Source organism: Streptodolium elevatio, assembly GCF_040649515.1.
GTDB lineage: Bacteria > Actinomycetota > Actinomycetes > Streptomycetales > Streptomycetaceae > Yinghuangia > Yinghuangia elevatio.
On sequence record NZ_JBEZFP010000003.1, the window covers coordinates 58290 to 75220 of the forward strand.

Consider the following 16931-nt stretch of genomic DNA (forward strand, 5'->3'; position numbering starts at 1 on the left):
CCGCGACCGAGATCACCGCCGCATCCGCGGCACCGGCCGACCGCCCGGCTCTCGGGCGCGAACCCCTGCTGGAGATCCGGGGCCTCACCGTCGACTACGGCGAGGGTCCGGGGGCCGTGCACGCGGTCGACAACGTGGACATCACCCTGCACCGGTCCGAAACCCTCGGTCTGGCCGGGGAGTCCGGGTCGGGCAAGTCGACGCTCGCCCATGCGGTCACCAGGCTGCTGCGGCCGCCGGGGGCGATCACCGGCGGCCAGGTCCTCTACCACCGCCGAGCCAAGGAGGGCGCCGCGGCCGGCGGACACGTGTCGGCTCCGGTCGACGTACTCGCCATGAACCGCGCCGAACTCCGGGCGTTCCGCTGGGAGGAGATCGCGATCGTCTTCCAGAGCGCGATGAACGCGCTCAATCCGGTGCACAATGTGGTCGCCCAGATCAGCGACACCCTGCGCGCCCACCGGCCGGGCATCACGAAAGCCGAATGCCGGGAGCGGGCGGCGCAGTTGCTGACGACCGTGGGGGTGCCGGCGGCACGGATGCGGGCCTACCCGCACGAACTCTCGGGCGGCATGCGGCAGCGCGTGATGATCGCGATGGCGCTGGCCCTTGACCCCGACGTGCTGGTGCTCGACGAGCCGACCACCGCGCTGGACGTCGTGGTGCAGCGCGATGTCCTCGCGGAACTCGTGCGGCTGCGCGAGGAGTTCGGGTTCGCCGTGCTGTTCATCACGCACGACCTGTCGCTGCTGCTCGAAGTGGCCGACCGGGTCGCGATCATGTACGCGGGGCGCCTCGTCGAGTCGGCGCCCGCCTACGAGATCTACCACGACCCCCAACACCCCTATACCAAGGGGCTCGTGGGGTCCTTCCCGCCGCTGCGCGGGCCACGCCGCGAACTGACGGGTATCGGGGGCTCGCCCCCGGACCTGCGCTCGCTGCCGCCCGGTTGCGCGTTCTCGCCGCGCTGCGGCCACGCGTTCGACCGCTGCACGCGGGACGTTCCGCTGCTGCGGGTTCCCCCGGACGATCCCGAGCGCCTGGTCGCGTGCCACCTGGACGATCCGAACGGGAGCGCCGATGACAACCCCTGAGCGGAACACCCCGCAACTGGACGGACAGCCGGGCACCGCATCCGGAACAGGCCCCTCCCCGAGCGGGCCGGTCCTGGAGGCCCGCGACATCTCCCGCCACTACCCGGTCCGGCACACCGGGCGCGACGGGCTCATCGGCCCGCGCCGCGTGGTGCACGCGGTCGACGACGTGTCGATCGCGCTGCACCGGGGGCGGATCACCGCGGTGGTCGGCGAGTCGGGCTCGGGCAAGTCGACGATCGCCCGGGTGCTGGCACGCCTCGAGGCGCCCACGAAGGGCGAGTTGCGGCTCGACGGCCGGCCGGTGGGCAAGCCGCGGGGCCGGGCGTTCCGGGACTACCTCGGCCAGGTCCAGATGATCTTCCAGGACCCGTTCGCGTCCCTGAACCCGATCCACACGGTCGAGCACCACATCGCCCGGCCGCTCCGACTGCACGGCCCGCGGCGCACCAAGGCGGAACTGCACGACGAGGTGCTGGCACTGCTGGAACGTGTCAGCTTGACCCCCGCGGAACAGTTCGCCCGCAAACGCCCGCACGAACTGTCCGGCGGGCAGCGGCAGCGCGTCTCGATCGCCCGCGCGCTCGCGGTACGCCCCGAGGTGATCCTCGCCGACGAACCGGTGTCGATGCTCGACGTGTCGATCCGCCTCGGCGTGCTCAACCTGCTGCAGGGGCTCGGCCACGACGACGGGCTCGCGCTGCTCTACATCACCCACGACATCGCGTCGGCCCGGTACTTCGCCGACAGCGTCCAGGTGATGTACGCGGGGCGCCTGGTCGAGGGCGGCCCCGCCGAGGCGGTCACCCAGGAGCCGGCGCACCCGTACACGCGCCTGCTCATCGACTCGGCACCCGATCCGGACCGCCGGGGCTCGTTGGCCGGCGCACGGGGCGAACGCCTCGGCGAGGCACCCGACCTCGCCGATCCGCCCACCGGATGCCGCTTCCACCCGCGCTGCCCGCTGGCGATGCCGGTGTGCGCGGAGAAGGAGCCGCCCAAGTTCCCCGCGAAAGCCACCGGTTCCGCGGCCGCGGCCGGGACGGGGTCCGCGCCCGGGGCGGGGGCCGCGGGGGGCGCAGGGGGGACGGGGGCCGTCGGCGGTACGGGGGCCGTCGGCGGCGAGGAGCACTGGGCCGCGTGCTGGCTGCACGCCCCGGAGCAGGAACGGCACGACCAGCAGGACCAGCACCCGATGACGACCGGACGGCGGTGAGTGCTCGTGCTCAGATTCGGCAGGCCAGGCAGGCTCGGCGGAGCAGGCGGGACAGGCGGTTTCGCGGGGTTCGGCGGCATACGCCGCTCCCGGGCCGTGGTCCGGACCCTCGTGGGCGTGACGGCGCTCGCCCTCGCGGCGACCACCGCCGCGTGCAGTGACGAGAGCAGTTCGTCGGGTTCGACGATCCTGAACGTGGCGGGCGCTCCCACGGGTCCGTTGCAGCGCAACTTCAACCCGTTCCTGACGACGGGTCCGATGAACCTCATCGGCGGCGTCTCGATGATCAACGAGCCGCTGTTCATCCCGAGCGCCGTCGAAGTCGGCAAGACCACGCCCTGGCTGGCCAAGTCGTGGAAGTACTCGGCCGACGGCAAGGAGCTGACGCTCGACCTGCAGAGCGGCGTCAAGTGGAGCGACGGGCGGCCGTTCAGCGCCGAGGACGTCGTGTTCACCTTCAACATGCTGCAGAAGAACCCGGCGATGAACGTGTACGGCCTCGCCCTCGGCCCGGCGCGCGCCGAAGGCCCGGACAAGGTCGTCCTCACCTTCCCGGTGCCCGGTTTCACCCAGGAGGCGTTCATCGGTGCGACGTACATCGTGCCGAAGCACATCTGGGAGGCGGTGCCCGACCCGGCCGCCTTCACCAACGAGAACCCGGTGGGCACCGGGCCGTTCATGCTCGACACGTGGTCGCCGCAGGGCTATCTGCTGAAGAAGAACCCGGGTTACTGGCAGGCCGGGAAACCCAAGATCGACGGTCTGCGGTACGTCGTCTACAACTCCAACGTGAGTGCGAACCTCGCCTTGGCGCAAGGCGAGTTGGACTGGGCGGCGAACTTCGTCAACAACATCGAGAAGGAATACGTCGCCAAGGATCCGGCCAACAACAAGTACTGGTTCCCGCCGGTCGCGCCGACGTTCCTGGGGATGAACCTGACGAAGCCGCAATACCAGAACACCGACGTGCGCAAGGCGATCAGCCTCGCCCTCGACCGCGAGAAGCTCGTCGAGGTCGCCGAGCAGAACCAGCAGCCGGCCAACACGACTCCGACCGGCCTCGTATTCCCGCAGCACGAGAGGTTCGTCGCCGCAAAGTACAAAGGCGTGACGCTCAAGCAGGACATCCCCGCGGCCAAGGCGCTGATGGAGAAGGCCGGTTACCGCATCGGCGGCGACGGATATGCCGTCGGCCCGGACGGCAAGCGGTTCACGATGACCCTGCTCACCTCGTCGGGGTTCACCGACATCATCACGATGTACCAGGTGATGACGGACCAGCTGAAGCAGATCGGCATCGAGGTCAAGGTCGAGACCAAGGCGACCAGCGAGTTCATCGCGAACCAGTTCGTGGGGAACTTCGACGCCTCCACCGTCGGACCGCTGACCGGGGCGTTCACGCCGTTCCACGCCTACGAGCGCACGCTCGCCGGCTACCTGACGCAGGACATCGGCAAGCCGGCGTTCGCGAACCAGGTCCGGTGGAAGGACACCAGGACCGACCAGCTCCTGCAACAGTACGCCGCGACGCAGGACCCGGCCGCCCAGCAGGCCGCCTTGGACGGCATCCAGGACATCATGGTCGAACAGGTCCCGGTGATCCCGCTGTTCAACTTCGTCGCGTGGGCCGAGTACAACACCCGCAAGGTGGTCGGCTGGCCCGACGCCGGGAACCCGTACGCCACGGCCACGCCCATCGGCCCCGGCTCGGTCCTCGTGGCCACCTCGCTGGAGCCGAAGGCCAAGTAGGGACGTGCACGGCGGCGCGCAGGGGCCGCCGCCGCGCACCGGAACGGCCGGCCGGGACCTTGGAGGGTCCCGACCGGCCGTTCGCCGTCTGTGCGGGCCGCGAGCGGCGTGCCCGGGCTACCTCAGCGGGCGCCCAGCGGCACGTAGTCGCGGATCGGCGTACCGGTGTAGACCTGGCGCGGGCGGCCGATCTTCGACGCCGGGTCGGCGATCATCTCGCGCCAGTGCGCGATCCAGCCCGGCAGGCGGCCGAGCGCGAACAGCACCGTGAACATCGACGTCGGGAAGCCCATCGCGCGGTAGATGAGGCCGGTGTAGAAGTCGACGTTCGGGTACAGCTTGCGGGACACGAAGTAGTCGTCCGACAGCGCGACTTCCTCGAGGCGCATGGCGATGTCGAGGAGCTCGTCGCGCTTGCCGAGGCGGCTGAGCACGTCGTCGGCCGCCTTCTTGATGATGCGGGCACGCGGGTCGTGGTTCTTGTAGACCCGGTGGCCGAAGCCCATCAGACGGACGCCGTCCTCGCGGTCCTTGACCTTGCGGACGAACGCGTCGACGTCGCCGCCGTTGGCCTTGATGCCGTCGAGCATCTCCAGCACGGACTGGTTGGCACCGCCGTGCAGCGGACCCCACAGCGCGCTGATGCCCGCGGAGACCGACGCGAACAGGTTGGCGTGGCTGGAGCCGACCATGCGCACCGTGGACGTCGAGCAGTTCTGCTCGTGGTCGGCGTGCAGGATGAGCAGCTTGTCCAGCGCTGCGACGACGACCGGGTCCGCCTTGTACTCCTCGGACGGCACGGCAAAGGCGAGGCGCAGGAAGTTCTGCACGTAGTCGAGGGAGTTGTCCGGGTACAGGAGCGCCTGGCCGACCGACTTCTTGTACGCGTACGCCGCGATGGTCGGCAGCTTGGCGAGCAGCCTTATGGTCGAGATGTGGACCTGGCGCTCGTCGAACGGGTCGTGGCTGTCCTGGTAGAAGGTCGACAGCGCGCTGACCACCGACGAGAGCATCGCCATCGGGTGGGCGTCGCGCGGGAAGCCGTCGTAGAAGCGCTTGACGTCCTCGTGCAGCAGCGTGTGCTTGGTGACCTCGTCGCGGAATTCGTCGAGCTCCGACGGGGTGGGCAGCTCGCCGTAGATCAGCAGGTACGAGGTCTCCAGGAAGCTGCCCTGCTCGGCCAACTGCTCGATCGGGTAGCCGCGGTACCGCAGGATGCCTTCTTCGCCGTCGATGAAGGTGATCGCGGATTTACACGCGGCGGTGTTGACGAATCCGCCGTCGTACGTCACCAGACCGGTTTCGGCACGCAGCTTTCCGATGTCGATGGCGTTGTCGCCGATGGTCCCTGGGACCACCGGGTAGGTGTGTTCGTTCCCCTGATAGCGCAGTACTACCGAGTCCTCGCTCATGGCTGGTCCCCTACTTCTCGGCTCAGGCTCCGACACCCGTCCGGATCGTGTCCGGTCGGCCCCGGCTTTCGTGACATGTGTGCACCAGTACGAATAGCAGGCGCACAATGCCGCGCCGCAACCGGCTCCCAACTCGCGGATCAAACCGTGAGCCACATCACGTGACGGATCGTCACATGAGAATCATGCCCGGGTGGGCACCCGCATATCCCCTCGGAGCCGGGTCTACCTGCGCGGACCGCACGGTGGCGGTCCGACTCCCGCCCACGGTACGGGGTCGCCACAGGCCGGACCACTTGGGCCGAACGGGTTCCGCGGTGCACACGCAGTGTGACCGCGCGTGCCATCTCACGCCGCACGCAGGGGCGTTGTGAGATCGGGGGCCGGGGCGGGAACCGGTCGGGAGCACGTCGGAGGCATGGCGCCGGGGCCGGGCCGGGGGTCGGTGTGGGACGGGTCACGCCCGTCCCACAGGTCCACCGGGATCACTTCCGCACCGGCTCCAGCACGCCGGAGGTCAGGCCTTCCAGGAGCCCCGTGCCCAGGCGCGCACCGAAGTCCCCCACGCGGCTCAGTGCGGTGTTGAAGCGGTGCAGGGCGCGGAAGGTGGCCCCGTAGCTCCGCTGGACGTCCAGGGGCAGCAGGGGCACCTCGAAGCGGCGCACGTCCAGGCGGACGATGCTGGAGCCGTACGTCGCCTGCCGCGTATTCGCCGGGGCGGCCAGGAATCCGGCCAGGAACCACGCGTCGAGGACACCGGGGTCCGGGCGCAGCAGGTGCAGGTTGGGGCCGAGCAGCGCGCCCGCGTCGGCTGCCTCGGCCACGCGTACCGCGGTGCCCTCGGCGGTGAACACGGCGGGGATCACGACGTCGCCCGGCTCGATCCGGGTGCGCCGGTCGGATCCTGCGTCGCCGGGCGGCCACGAGCCGCTCGGGGCGGTCCCGGCGGTGACGTCGGCGGCGGTCAGGACGCGGTCGGCCGGGGCTCCGCCGGCGCCCGTGGCGGCGAATTCGGACTCGCCGCGGCCGGTGCGCACCGGCCCGCGGAACAGCGCCACACCGCCGCCGCGCGTCAGGTCGGCGATGGCGACGCGGCGCCAGGCCGGGGCGCCGGACCCCGCGCGGCGGGTGTCCGGGAGGAACTGCGGGACGGATTCGAGCGCGTCGGCGAGTGCGCCGCGCATGTCGGCGACGACGTCGGCGCTTTCCGTGCCGGCCGGGAGCGGCAGGTTGTGGGCCGGGGTGAGGTCGACGGCGTCGTCGAGGAGGTCGATGACGGGCACGGCCTTGCGTACGCCCGGGATTTCGGCGAGTGCGGCCGACTCGGCCGCGAAGGACCGCCAGGCGTCGACGGCGATTTCGGACAGTGCCGTCCAGTCCGGGTCGCGGCGGGAGTCCGGGGCGTGGCCGGCCGCCTCGTTCGCGGCCGCCGAACGGGCCGGGCCCGGCCGCGGCGCGGCGGCGGCGGCCTCGTGCGCGGCGGTGTCCACGAACAGCACGTGCGAGGAGGCCGTGCCGGGTTCGGGGCGGACGAGCAGCCAGATCTGCAGGGCCACTCCGGCCGGCGGCGCCGCGCCCGCGGGCAGGCCGACAACCGCGCGCAGGGCTCCGCTGCGCAGGAGTTCCGCCCTGATGCGGCGGCCCGATCCGCGTGAGGCGACGGCCGGCGGCATCAGGACGGCGACCGTGCCGCCGACCCGGGTGTGTGCCAGCGCGTGCTGGACCCAGGCGAGTTCACCCTCGGTCTTGGGCGGCAGGCCGTACTCCCAGCGCGGATCGTAGGCCAGTGCGTCGTGACCCCAGTTGCGTTCGTTGAACGGCGGGTTGCACAGGACGGCGTCGAACCGCACCGCCGGCCAGGCGTCGTGCCGAAGCGCGTCGCCGACGGCCACCGAGGGCGCGGCCACGGCGTCCGGACCGCGAACCGCGGCCGGATCGCCGCGGGTTGCCAGGAAGGCCAGGCGTACGGCGGCGAGCTGCGCCAGGCCCGCGTCCGGGTCCTGGCCGGCGACGGCCTCGGCGCCGTGGCCCGCGCGCCGGGCCGCGAGCAGCAGGTCTCCGGCGCCGCACGAGGGGTCGAGCACGGTACGGGCCGGTCCGAGCGCGGTGGCGAGTGCGGTCATGAGGGCGGCGGGGCCCGGCGGTGTGGTGGCGGCGGGGCGCGCGCCGGAGTCGGTGTAGCGGGCGTACAGCTCCTCGAACACCCGGGCGGAGCCCACCTCTTCAGCGCGGCGCGCGGCGTCGCGGAGCACCGCGGCGCGCGGTCCGCCGCGGGCCGGGTCGGACGGCTCTCCGGCACCGGGCCGCAGCAGGTGCTCGCCGACCTGGGCGAGCACGGCAGCGTGGTCCTCGTCGCCGGCCGCTTCGACCAGGGCACGCCACAACATTTCGTCGGGCGCCACTTCGGCGATCTTGCCCTGTTCGCGCAACCACCCCTCGACCTCGGCGAGGGAGAAGGTGGGGCTCGTCTCGGTGCCGCCGACCGGCTGCGGGAAGTCCGGGAATCTGCGCCGCCAGTTGCTGACCGCGGCACGGCCGACTCCCGCGATCCGGGCGATCTCGGCGGCGGTGACCTGGGGGCCTGGCATTCGCGGCGCCCTTTCGCTGGAGGGTCGTGAACTACTCAGCGCGAGCCTACCCTGACGTATTGCCGCCCGGACGGTTTGCCTGTTGACACTATTCACAGACGTTGTACATAGTGGCTACGTCATCAAGGAGCCAACATGAAGTCCGTGGCCACACCGGCGTCGCGGGCACCGTCGGAGGAGAAGATCCGCATGTCGCACACCAAGGCCCGCAAGCGCGTCGGCGTCATGGTCGCGGTCGGTGTGGCCGCCCTGCTGGCCACCGCCTGCGAGAGCAAGGACGAGAAGAACGCCGACAAGGCGCCTGCCGCGGCCACCGCCGGCGCAACCGACGGCGCCGCGAAGCCGAGCGACTCCGCGAAGGACGGCGGCGCCACCTCGGAGAAGCCGGCCGACAAGCCGGCGGTCGGCGACAAGGGCAAGTACACCGCCGACCTCAAGGCGTACCTCGCGACCACCAAGCTCGGCGCCCATGTCGTGGAGGTCCGGGCCGACAAGCAGACCGGCTCCGACTACACCATCACCGTGAACACCGACCTCCCGCCGACCCAGGGCGCGACCGACGACGCCGCCGTCAAGGCCATGGCCATGGGCGAGAAGCTGACCAACGAGGCCCACCAGTGGGTCCAGGAGCACAACGACCTGAAGGTCGGCTACATCGAGGTGCTCGACAAGGAGAAGGGCACCGCGGGCAACGAGAACCTGGACAACAAGCCCAAGGACAAGGCCGCCAACGACGCGTACGCGCAGAAGGTCGCCGCGGGCGTCAAGGGCACGACGTACGGCTCCGCGGTCACCGCGGTCTTCGTCTACGCGGGCCCGTACGGCGGCGACGGCAAGGTCGTCATCAACTCCACGCTCCCGGCCGCCTCCGACGACGTGGACGCGGACCTCGCACGGATGGACAAGGCGCAGAAGCTGGCCACCGAAGCCAAGCAGTGGATCCAGGACAACGCGGGCGTCAAGGTCGACTACATCGAGGTCCTGGACAGCGAAAAGGGCGTCGCCGGCAACGAGATGCTCTGACCTGGCACTTCACGACGCGAGTCGGGGGTCCGAGTCGGGGGGCGGGTGCGCTGGGGGCGAGCCCGGGGCTGAGCCGGGGGGCTGAGCCGGGGTGGGTGCGCGAGGGGGGCGAGCCCGGGGGTGGGTGCGCTGGGGGGAAAGCCCGGGGCTGGGCAGGGGGGCTGAGCCCGGGATGGGTGCGCTGGGGGGAAAGCCCGGGGCTGGGATGGGGGCTGGGCCGGAGTGGCGGGCTGGGCGTGCGCCTGGGGGGAAATGTGCCGCAGGCCGGGGTGGCGTGGCGCGGGGCCGGGCGGCGTCACGCGCCACTGGACTGCGGCGGCCCGTCCGGCAGATGGTCGCCGGGCCGCCCCGCACGCAGCAACTGCCGCCAGCGGACCGGGTCGTGGTCGGCGGCGGCGGTGGCCTCCACGAACTCCTCGACGGCCTTGGCGAATCCGGCGGGATCGTCGTGGTGCGGGAAGTGCCCGGAGTCGGGGAAGACCCGGAGCAGGCTGCCGGGCATGGCGGCGTGCGCGATGCGGGCGTGGGCGACGGGGATGACCGGGTCGAGCGCGCCCCACAGGATCAGCGTGGGCAGTCCCGCCGCCAGGTAGCTCCGGTCGAGCATCGTGATGACCTGGCCGCGGGCGTCGACCCCGGCCCGCAGCGTACGCAGGAATGCCTGGCGGGCAGTGGTGTCGGCCAGCGACTGGTACCGCCCGAGGACATAGTCGAAGTCCGCCCCGAGGCCCAGCCTGGTCCAGCCCGACAGGCGCCCGTCGCCCCACCGTCCGATCCCGCGCAGCAGCGGCACGAGCGCGCGGACCAGGCCGCGGACCGGCCCCGCGGTGGCGAGCGGCAGCGTCACCTCGGCCCCCGGCCCCGCCGCGAGGCGCAGCAGCGGGTGCACGTCGCGGCCGATGCCCGCGGTGCCGACCAGCACGAGGCGTTCGCAGCGCTCGGGGAACTGGTACGCGAACTGCATCGCCACCCCGCCGCCGAGCGAATGCCCCACGACCGTCACCCGCTCGATGTCCAGCACGCCGAGCAGGTCGCGCATGCCGCACGCGTACGCCGCCACCGCGTAGTCCGCCCGCGGATGCGCCGAACTCCCGTGCCCCAGCAGGTCCGGGGCGATCACGGTGTGCCGCCGGGCGAGTTCCGCGACGACGGGCAGCCAGGTCTCGGAGCTGTCGCCGATGCCGTGCACGAGCAGCAGCGGCGGCCCTTCGCCGGCGATGCGGTAGGCCCGCCGGTAGCCGTGCACCTCGCGGTACCGGAGCGGGATTTCGGCGCTGTCCCGCAACGACGCGTCGGTGAGGGGGCCGATCAGCGTCTCCCCCACGGCAGGAACGGCTTGGCTCATGCGCGGCACCCCGCTTTCGCACCCCTGTCCGGCAGGCCGAAGTCGCTGCCCGCAACCGATGGTTCCGAAGGGGCCTGTGGGTCCAGTACCCCCGACCATGGTCCGACCGGCCGGTTTCGTGGACACTTCCGACGTGTAAGGGCCGGGTGACTTCCCGTCATATCGGGGGCTACGCCCGGGGCCGGCCGTCGGGACCGCCACCACGTGCTGCCGGTGACGGGCCGCTACCCGGGGAAGTTCGGCTACTGAAGCAGTTCGACTACCGACGAAACCCGGCTACCAAGGAAGTTCGGCGAGCGCGGGCGCGGCGTCGTCGCGCAGCACGGTCCCCTCGATCAGCCCGTAGGGCCGGTCCGCCGCGTGGTAGACCTCACCGGGATTGTCCTGCCCGTACGGCGAGAGGTCGACCAGGAAGTGGTGCTTGTTCGGCAGCGCGAACCGTGCCTCGACAAGGCCGTTCTGCTCCGCGAGCACCGCCTCGCCCATCGCGTACAGGGTCTGCTGGAGCGCGAGGCTGTGCGTGTCGGCGAACACCCGCAGGAGCGTGGCGCGGGCCCGCGCGAACGACGCGCCCCAGTCGGCGGCCACGCCCGCGTGCCGCCAGCGCGCCTGGACCGAGGTCGCCAGGATGCGGTCGTCGGTCGGTCGGAGCGTGGTGTACCGGTCGGTGAGGAACCCGTGGAACTCCGAGCCGGTCGACTTCAGCACGGTGACGTCCTCCAGGCCCGACACGACCTGCGTGCCGTCGGGGCCGCACACCACCCCCGCGTACCGCGTGCCCGCCCCGCGTGACCACGCGTGCGGATGCGGCCCGTTCGCGGCGGTGATGCGCTCCCATGGGTAGGCATGGACGCGTACGCGTGCGGTGTGCACCGGCGCGTACGCGGCAACCAGGTGCCGGGCCAGCCGGAGCGCGAACTCCTCGATCTCGCCGACCGGCCACTCCCGTGCGAAGGAGTAGACGATGCCGCGCATGGTGTCCGTCGGCAGGACGTTCGCGTTGTCGCCGACCAGATGCGTCGCGGCGAGATCTCCCGACAGTGCGATCGACACGTTGAGATCGGTGATCTCGTGGCGCACGGCGTCCTCGCGGACGACGCGGACGAGCCGCACCTCCGCCTTGCCGTACCGGTTCGGCCCCAGCACGATTCCCATGCGGCCCGCCTCCTCGCGTTTCTCCCGATCATCCCCCGCCGCGCACTCCGGCCATGCCGACCCGCCCGTGCGTCGCGGCGGAAGCCCCGGATCGGTGCAACGCCCGACCACCGGAGCCGGGAGCGCCCGGGTCCGGAGCATCCCGGACGCTCCGTCACATCCCGGGCGCCGACCCGCGTCACAGCCTGGGAACAGCTGGGTGCCTCCTGTGCGGCACCCTCTGCCGCGGCTTCCGGCCGACGGTAGGCTGCCGCTCATTCACCGGACCCCACCTGCGCGTTCGCGGGCATTGCGCGACGCGTGGCGCGGCAGGCAGGGGCCACGGAAGGTCGGTCGGCGGAGTACGGAGGGCGGGCAATGGAAGCGCTGAAGCCGGGCGACCCGGGGGTGGTGGGCCGGTACCGCCTGTCCGCGCGACTCGCGCAGGGACGGCTCGGAGCCGTCTTCCTCGGAAAGGCCAAGGACGGTGGCACGGTCGCGGTCCGCCTGGTGCGGCCCGACCTCGCGTCGGACCCGAAGTTCGTGGCGCGGTTCCACCGGACCGTCGCCGCCGTGCGCGAGGTCGACGGCCTGCACCTGGCCCATGTGCTGGACGCGGACGCCGAGGCGAAGTGGCTGGTCACCGAGTACGCCCCCGGGCTGCCGTTGGACGCCGCGCTCCGCGAACACGGGGCGCTGCCGGAGGAGTCCGTACGCTCGCTGGGCACCGCGCTCGCCCGGGCCCTCGTCGCGGTGCACGAGGCCAAGGTGGTGCACCAGGGCCTCGGGACGGGCACCGTGACGCTCACCCAGGACGGCCCGCAGATCACCGACCTCGGACTGCCCGCCCTCCTCGGGGCGGACGCCGTCGGCGTGTTCCCGGCGCCGGAGCAGGCGACCGGCGGGTCCGTCTCGGCCGCGACCGACGTGTTCGCGCTGGCCGGGCTGTTGTGCCAGGCGGCGGGCGTGCACCCGTACGGCAAGGGCACTTCGGCGGAGTTGGCGCAGAAGGTGCTGCGTACGAACCCCGATCTCGCGGGACTGCCCGAGGACCTGGCCGAGGTGCTGGCCCGCTGCCTCGCACGCCGTCCGGACGCCCGGCCGACGGCGGCCGAACTGGTCGAACTCCTCGACGGCGCGGACGCCTCCGGCATCGCCTGGCTGCCCGAGGCACTGCGTGACCCGGTGACCACCGCCGCGCACAAGCCGCCGCCCAAGGCGGCGTCGAAGGCCCCCGCCAAGGCACCGGCGAAGGCGAAGGCCAAGAGCGGCGTGGCAAGCCCCCCGGCCAAGGCTGCCGAAGCGGACGAGGCGCACGAGGCACCCGCCGCGGGCGGGGCGGCGGCTTCCGCCGGCGTTCCCCAGCAGGCCGCGGCCCCGGCCGCACCCACGGTCCAGGTCCGCAAGCGCGAGGCGGGCAAGCCCGATGCGGCGGCCTCCCCCGAAGCCGTGGATGCCGTCGAAGCCGCGAAGGCCACCGTCGAGGCACCGCGTCGCGCCGCCGTGGCACAGGCCGCGGCCGTCTCGGCCGCCTCGGCCGACGATGCGGACACAGCCGAGGGCTCTGAGGCGGCGACCGTCGAGGTGCCCAAGCCGGCGGGCGGTGCGGCGCCCACGGTCCTCGCGGCACGTCGGCCGTCCACCCCCGCACAGCCGACCGACGCGGACACCGACCAGGACGGCGACACCACCGTGGAGGTGGACCGGGGAGCCGCCGCCGCGGGAGTCGCCGCACGCGCGGCCGCGGAGTCCGCGGTCGAAACCGTGCTCGCCGGCCAACCGCTCGACCAGCCGCGCCTGGTCAAGCCCCGGACCTCGGAACCCGGTACACCGGACGCCAGGCCGGCGGCGGCTTCCGCGGCACCCCCCGCGGCGCCTGCCGTTCCCACGCAGCGCGCTGACGCGGGTCCCCGGTGGAGCCCGGCGGAGGCTCCGGCGAGCGCGGCGTCCGCGGCCGCCGCGCCGACCGAACTGGCGCCGCGCCCGCCGGTGGCCGCCGCGTTCCCGCAGGCGGCCCCGGTCCAGGCCGCGCAGGTTCCGGCAGTCCGGGCCCACGCGCAGGCCCCGGCAGTCCAGGCTCCGGCAGCTCAGGCCCCGGCGGCCGCACAGCCGAAACGCCAGGCGAGCAACGCCGTCTGGTACGCCGTCATCGTGCTCGTCGGCCTGACCTCCGTCGGGCTCGCGGTCTACCGGCTGCTCGACAGCGAGTGGCGCGACCTGCAGAACCCCCTCATGGGACTCGTTCTGCCCGGCGTCTCCCTGGTGTTCGGCCTCGCCGGAATCGTCGTGCTGGCGCTGGCGGTGGCCCAGCGGCGGAAGACGCAGCAATCGACCTGATCGGGACGACGAGCCGGCGCGGTGTGCCGACGGGCTACATGTCGTGGTCCCGTCGGCCCGCCCGCCGGTCGACGGCCGTATCGGTCACGGCAGTATCGGTCACGGCAGTTCGCCGGTCGGTGCCCTCGCGGGCCTCGAAGAGCGCGTCGCCGTACTCACCGATCCACTGGGCCATCGCCACCAGGGGCCCGTCCACCAGCGATTCCCCCAGCACCGTCAGGCGGTACTCGACGCGGGGCGGGGCCTCGGCGTACGCCTGACGCGCAATCAGACCGGTGCCCAGCAAGCGGGTCAACGACTCCGTGAGCACCTTGTCGCTGATGCCGCCGATGGCGGAGCGCAGTTCGCCGCGTCGCCTCGGCCCCGAGCGGAGCGCCGCCAGGACCACCGGATCCCAGGTGTGGGCGAACAGCTCGGTGGCGGCACGCAGACGGCAGTCGGCGACAAAGCCGTGCGCCGCGGAGTCACTTGTCACGCCCCCATGGTCCCCCACGCGTTACGTACCGTTCGGTGCGGAACGAGTTGCCTACCGTGAGTGCGCCCGACAACACTCACGAGTTTGGAGCGACCATGCGCATCGGGATATTGGGGACCGGAACGCTCGCCACGGCGCTGGGCGAGGGCTGGGCCGGCGCCGGGCACGAGGTGGTGATCGGCGGGCGATCGGCCGCCAAGGCGGAGGAGGCCGCCGACCGGCTGGGACGCACGGCGCGCGCCGCCGCACCGCGCGACGTTGTCGCGGGGGCGGACGCGGTGCTGCTCGCCGTTTCCTGGGACGGCGCCGAGGAGATGCTGCGGACCGCGGGCGCCGGCGACGGTTCGCTGCGCGGCACCGCGCTCGTGGACCCCACGAACGCGGTGCGCCACGGCGTCGGCGTGCTGCTCACCGAACCCGGGGAGGCCATGGCACACCGGATCGCGCGGGCGGCTCCCGGGGCGCACGTCGTCAAGGCGTTCCACCTCTTCCCCGCCGCGCAGTGGACGCGGGCACGTGGTGTCGGCGAACCCCCGGTGACGGTGCCGATGTGCGGCGACGACCCGGAGGCGCTGCGCGTGGTCGGCGAACTCGTACGCGCGGTCGGCGGCTCACCGGCGGTCCTCGGCCCACTGGACCGGGTCCGTCAGCTCGAAGAGGTCGCGGGCTTCACCATCGGGCTGGCGTTTGCGGGCGTGGACCCCAACAGCGCGATCCCGCGCCTCGGGTAGCGGGAGGCAGCGCGAGTCGGCGCGGGTCGGCTCAGGTCGATGCGGGGTCAGCGCATCACCACCGCGCTCTGCATCTCGCTCTGCACGAACGTCGTCAGCGCGACGCCGTGCAGCCCGCCCAGTCCCCCGCACACCACGGGGACGAACTGGTCGGGCCGCTCGGCCACCGCGACCCGGCCCTTGTCGTCCACGCGGTCCTTGGCGGCCAGGATTTCGGCGTTCGCGGGGCGGAAGGCGTCGATCGGCTGCCAGGCGTGCTCCCACACGTACGTCTGGAAGTCCTCGGCCTTCGGGAACGCCGCGCCGAGGCGGCGGGCCCACATCGGATTGAGCAGCAGCACGATCTGTCCGCTGCTGCCGGTCAGTTCGAGGAACCAGTTGTTGAGCGGGAAGGCCACGGTCTTGGCGACCGCGTACGCGAGGTCGCGGGGGTCGTCGTTGTTGACGTCGGCGAACGGGAAGACGCCCTTGCCGCCGTGCACGGTGACGACCTCGGCGTCCGGGGACAGTCCGCGGCGGGCGGCCAGCGAAGGCCACGGCGAACGCTCCTCCCACTCGCCGAAGCACAGTCCCGTGCGGGCGGGTTGGCCGAAGACCGTACGCGAGGTCACGCCCGCCCGCTGGCCGCCGATGTTCCGCAGGCACAGGGCCACGGCGCGGCCGATGGTCATGGATCCGCGCCCGGCCGCGCCGCCGAGGCAGCCGGCCCGGTAGTCGATGCGCAGTTCGTCGCGCTCGGGGCCGTTGACGATGAGCATCGGGCAGACGCTCGACGTCGTCGTGGTCAGTGCCACCGCGTTCCACTCGGGGACGAGCATGGCCTCCAGGGCGGCCAGCACATAGGGGAAGGCATGCGGTTCGACACCGGCCAAGGCGGCGTTGACCGCCACCAGTTCGACCCGGGCCAGGCCGAAGCGCGGTGGGAGCGCGCCGAGCACGTGGTCCCCGGGGTACGGCGTCGCGGCGAGCAGCGCCCGCACCCGGTCGTCGGTGGCGGCGAGGACGGGCGCCCCGTCGCCCCAACCCCCGTGCAGGGAGGCCTCGTAGAGGGCGTGCCCGCCGTCGTCGTCCACTTCCAGGACCTCGGCGGTCAGCTCGTACTCCCCGGTGCCGCGCCCCGAGCCCGCCCCCTTGTCCCTCCCCTTGCCCTTGGCCTTGGACTTGTCCTTCGACTTGTCCTTGGCCCTGTCCTTCGCTCTGCTCGCTCTGCCGGATTCTTTGTCCTTGCCCGCTTTGCGGTCGCCCTTCGCGTTCACCTTGTCGCTCCCAGGAGTTCCACGAACCTCGGGTAGTACTCGGCGGCTATGCCACGCAGTTCGTCCGTAGGCCGGGCCTCCAGCGGGTACGGCAGGACGAGGATCTTGAGGCTGGGATGGCCCAGGTACGACGCCATGTTCCGGGCATGGGTCTCGAACTCGCTGCACACCGCGGCCACGGCCGGCCTGCGCAGACGCTCCAGCGCCACGGCGTCGCTCACGCTGTTGGACGTACACGAGCCGCACGTGCCGAGCCCGGACACACCGCAGTCGACGCTCTCGGCCCAGGCCGCGACGTCCTTGCGGGTGCGCTCCCCCTCGTCGCCGACGCGGCCTTTCGCCAGCAGCACGGACGGTTCGGCGCCGTCGTCCCGCAGGTAGCGCTGCCATTCCTCGACGATGGTGATCCAGGAGCGCCACGAACCCTCGTGGCGCAGGCCCACGGTCCGGCCGCGCAGCGGTCCGTCGACGGTGAACGACGGCGCGCCCACGTCGGACGGCGGTCGGGCGACCGGCAGGCGTACCCGCAGTTTCGGGCGCGGCGACGGGATGATCCCCATGGTTCCCCCTC

The 16931-nt window shown here is 72.5% G+C and carries 13 protein-coding genes; 6 read left to right on the forward strand and 7 right to left on the reverse strand.

Annotated elements, in window-relative coordinates; all coding sequences use genetic code 11:
• Positions 1 to 11: 11 nt before the first annotated feature.
• The 3 genes from AB0C36_RS02000 to AB0C36_RS02010 all read left to right on the forward strand — a co-directional run bounded on the left by AB0C36_RS02000 (position 12) and on the right by AB0C36_RS02010 (position 4059).
• Positions 12 to 1094: an ABC transporter ATP-binding protein gene (locus AB0C36_RS02000; protein WP_358347988.1), complete on the forward strand. Its 1083-nt coding sequence runs from the start codon at positions 12 to 14 to the stop codon at positions 1092 to 1094.
• Positions 1081 to 2310: an ABC transporter ATP-binding protein gene (locus AB0C36_RS02005; protein WP_358347787.1), complete on the forward strand. Its 1230-nt coding sequence runs from the start codon at positions 1081 to 1083 to the stop codon at positions 2308 to 2310. The genes AB0C36_RS02000 and AB0C36_RS02005 overlap by 14 nt, the downstream gene beginning before the upstream one ends.
• A gap of 117 nt (positions 2311 to 2427) precedes the next feature.
• Entirely contained in the window at positions 2428 to 4059 is a 1632-nt protein-coding gene (locus tag AB0C36_RS02010) for an ABC transporter substrate-binding protein (RefSeq protein WP_358347789.1), read from the forward strand.
• 122 nt (positions 4060 to 4181) lie between these two features.
• Here the strand turns inward: AB0C36_RS02010 and AB0C36_RS02015 are convergent, their stop codons facing one another.
• The gene (locus AB0C36_RS02015) at positions 4182 to 5471 is read right to left on the reverse strand and encodes a citrate synthase (protein ID WP_358347792.1); all 1290 of its coding nucleotides are present in this window, start codon (positions 5469 to 5471) and stop codon (positions 4182 to 4184) included.
• A 485-nt stretch (positions 5472 to 5956) separates the two neighbouring features.
• Entirely contained in the window at positions 5957 to 8059 is a 2103-nt protein-coding gene (locus AB0C36_RS02020; RefSeq protein WP_358347795.1) for an N-6 DNA methylase, read from the reverse strand.
• A gap of 135 nt (positions 8060 to 8194) precedes the next feature.
• Between AB0C36_RS02020 and AB0C36_RS02025 the strand changes: the two genes are divergently transcribed.
• The gene (locus AB0C36_RS02025; protein WP_358347798.1) at positions 8195 to 9082 is read left to right on the forward strand and encodes a hypothetical protein; all 888 of its coding nucleotides are present in this window, start codon (positions 8195 to 8197) and stop codon (positions 9080 to 9082) included.
• A 295-nt stretch (positions 9083 to 9377) separates the two neighbouring features.
• On the opposite strand, the gene AB0C36_RS02030 is transcribed toward AB0C36_RS02025, so the two are convergent.
• Together AB0C36_RS02030 and pucL are read right to left on the reverse strand one after the other, a co-directional pair.
• Positions 9378 to 10427 carry an alpha/beta fold hydrolase gene (locus AB0C36_RS02030; protein ID WP_358347801.1) on the reverse strand — a complete coding sequence of 350 codons (1050 nt, stop codon included), beginning with the start codon at positions 10425 to 10427 and terminating at the stop codon, positions 9378 to 9380.
• Between the two features lie 276 nt (positions 10428 to 10703).
• Positions 10704 to 11582 carry a factor-independent urate hydroxylase gene (gene pucL / locus AB0C36_RS02035; protein WP_358347804.1) on the reverse strand — a complete coding sequence of 293 codons (879 nt, stop codon included), beginning with the start codon at positions 11580 to 11582 and terminating at the stop codon, positions 10704 to 10706.
• A 357-nt stretch (positions 11583 to 11939) separates the two neighbouring features.
• Here pucL and AB0C36_RS02040 point away from each other — a divergent pair, with 357 nt between their 5' ends.
• Positions 11940 to 13898: a serine/threonine-protein kinase gene (locus tag AB0C36_RS02040; protein WP_358347807.1), complete on the forward strand. Its 1959-nt coding sequence runs from the start codon at positions 11940 to 11942 to the stop codon at positions 13896 to 13898.
• 34 nt (positions 13899 to 13932) lie between these two features.
• Here the strand turns inward: AB0C36_RS02040 and AB0C36_RS02045 are convergent, their stop codons facing one another.
• Positions 13933 to 14373, reverse strand: coding sequence for a winged helix-turn-helix transcriptional regulator (locus AB0C36_RS02045; RefSeq protein WP_358347809.1), 441 nt, complete (start codon positions 14371 to 14373; stop codon positions 13933 to 13935).
• A gap of 95 nt (positions 14374 to 14468) precedes the next feature.
• Between AB0C36_RS02045 and AB0C36_RS02050 the strand changes: the two genes are divergently transcribed.
• Positions 14469 to 15104 carry an NADPH-dependent F420 reductase gene (locus tag AB0C36_RS02050; RefSeq protein ID WP_358347812.1) on the forward strand — a complete coding sequence of 212 codons (636 nt, stop codon included), beginning with the start codon at positions 14469 to 14471 and terminating at the stop codon, positions 15102 to 15104.
• 47 nt (positions 15105 to 15151) lie between these two features.
• Here AB0C36_RS02050 and AB0C36_RS02055 read toward each other — a convergent pair whose 3' ends face one another.
• Together AB0C36_RS02055 and AB0C36_RS02060 are read right to left on the reverse strand one after the other, a co-directional pair.
• Complete coding sequence (locus AB0C36_RS02055; protein ID WP_358347814.1) at positions 15152 to 16360, reverse strand: hypothetical protein; 1209 nt, start codon at positions 16358 to 16360, stop codon at positions 15152 to 15154.
• Positions 16357 to 16920: a UGSC family (seleno)protein gene (locus AB0C36_RS02060; protein WP_358347816.1), complete on the reverse strand. Its 564-nt coding sequence runs from the start codon at positions 16918 to 16920 to the stop codon at positions 16357 to 16359. Before AB0C36_RS02060 ends, AB0C36_RS02055 begins: the two co-directional genes overlap by 4 nt.
• Between the last annotated feature and the right edge of the window lie 11 nt (positions 16921 to 16931).

Bases quoted from the DNA above. Each gene is read 5' to 3' on its own strand.
- AB0C36_RS02030 (WP_358347801.1), bottom strand. From the start codon at position 10,427: ATGAGCCAAGCCGTTCCTGCCGTGGGGGAGACGCTGATCGGCCCCCTC.
- AB0C36_RS02015 (WP_358347792.1), bottom strand. From the start codon at position 5,471: ATGAGCGAGGACTCGGTAGTACTGCGCTATCAGGGGAACGAACACACC.
- AB0C36_RS02040 (WP_358347807.1), top strand. From the start codon at position 11,940: ATGGAAGCGCTGAAGCCGGGCGACCCGGGGGTGGTGGGCCGGTACCGC.
- pucL (WP_358347804.1), bottom strand. From the start codon at position 11,582: ATGGGAATCGTGCTGGGGCCGAACCGGTACGGCAAGGCGGAGGTGCGG.
- AB0C36_RS02020 (WP_358347795.1), bottom strand. From the start codon at position 8,059: ATGCCAGGCCCCCAGGTCACCGCCGCCGAGATCGCCCGGATCGCGGGA.
- AB0C36_RS02025 (WP_358347798.1), top strand. From the start codon at position 8,195: ATGAAGTCCGTGGCCACACCGGCGTCGCGGGCACCGTCGGAGGAGAAG.
- AB0C36_RS02060 (WP_358347816.1), bottom strand. From the start codon at position 16,920: ATGGGGATCATCCCGTCGCCGCGCCCGAAACTGCGGGTACGCCTGCCG.
- AB0C36_RS02005 (WP_358347787.1), top strand. From the start codon at position 1,081: ATGACAACCCCTGAGCGGAACACCCCGCAACTGGACGGACAGCCGGGC.
- AB0C36_RS02050 (WP_358347812.1), top strand. From the start codon at position 14,469: ATGCGCATCGGGATATTGGGGACCGGAACGCTCGCCACGGCGCTGGGC.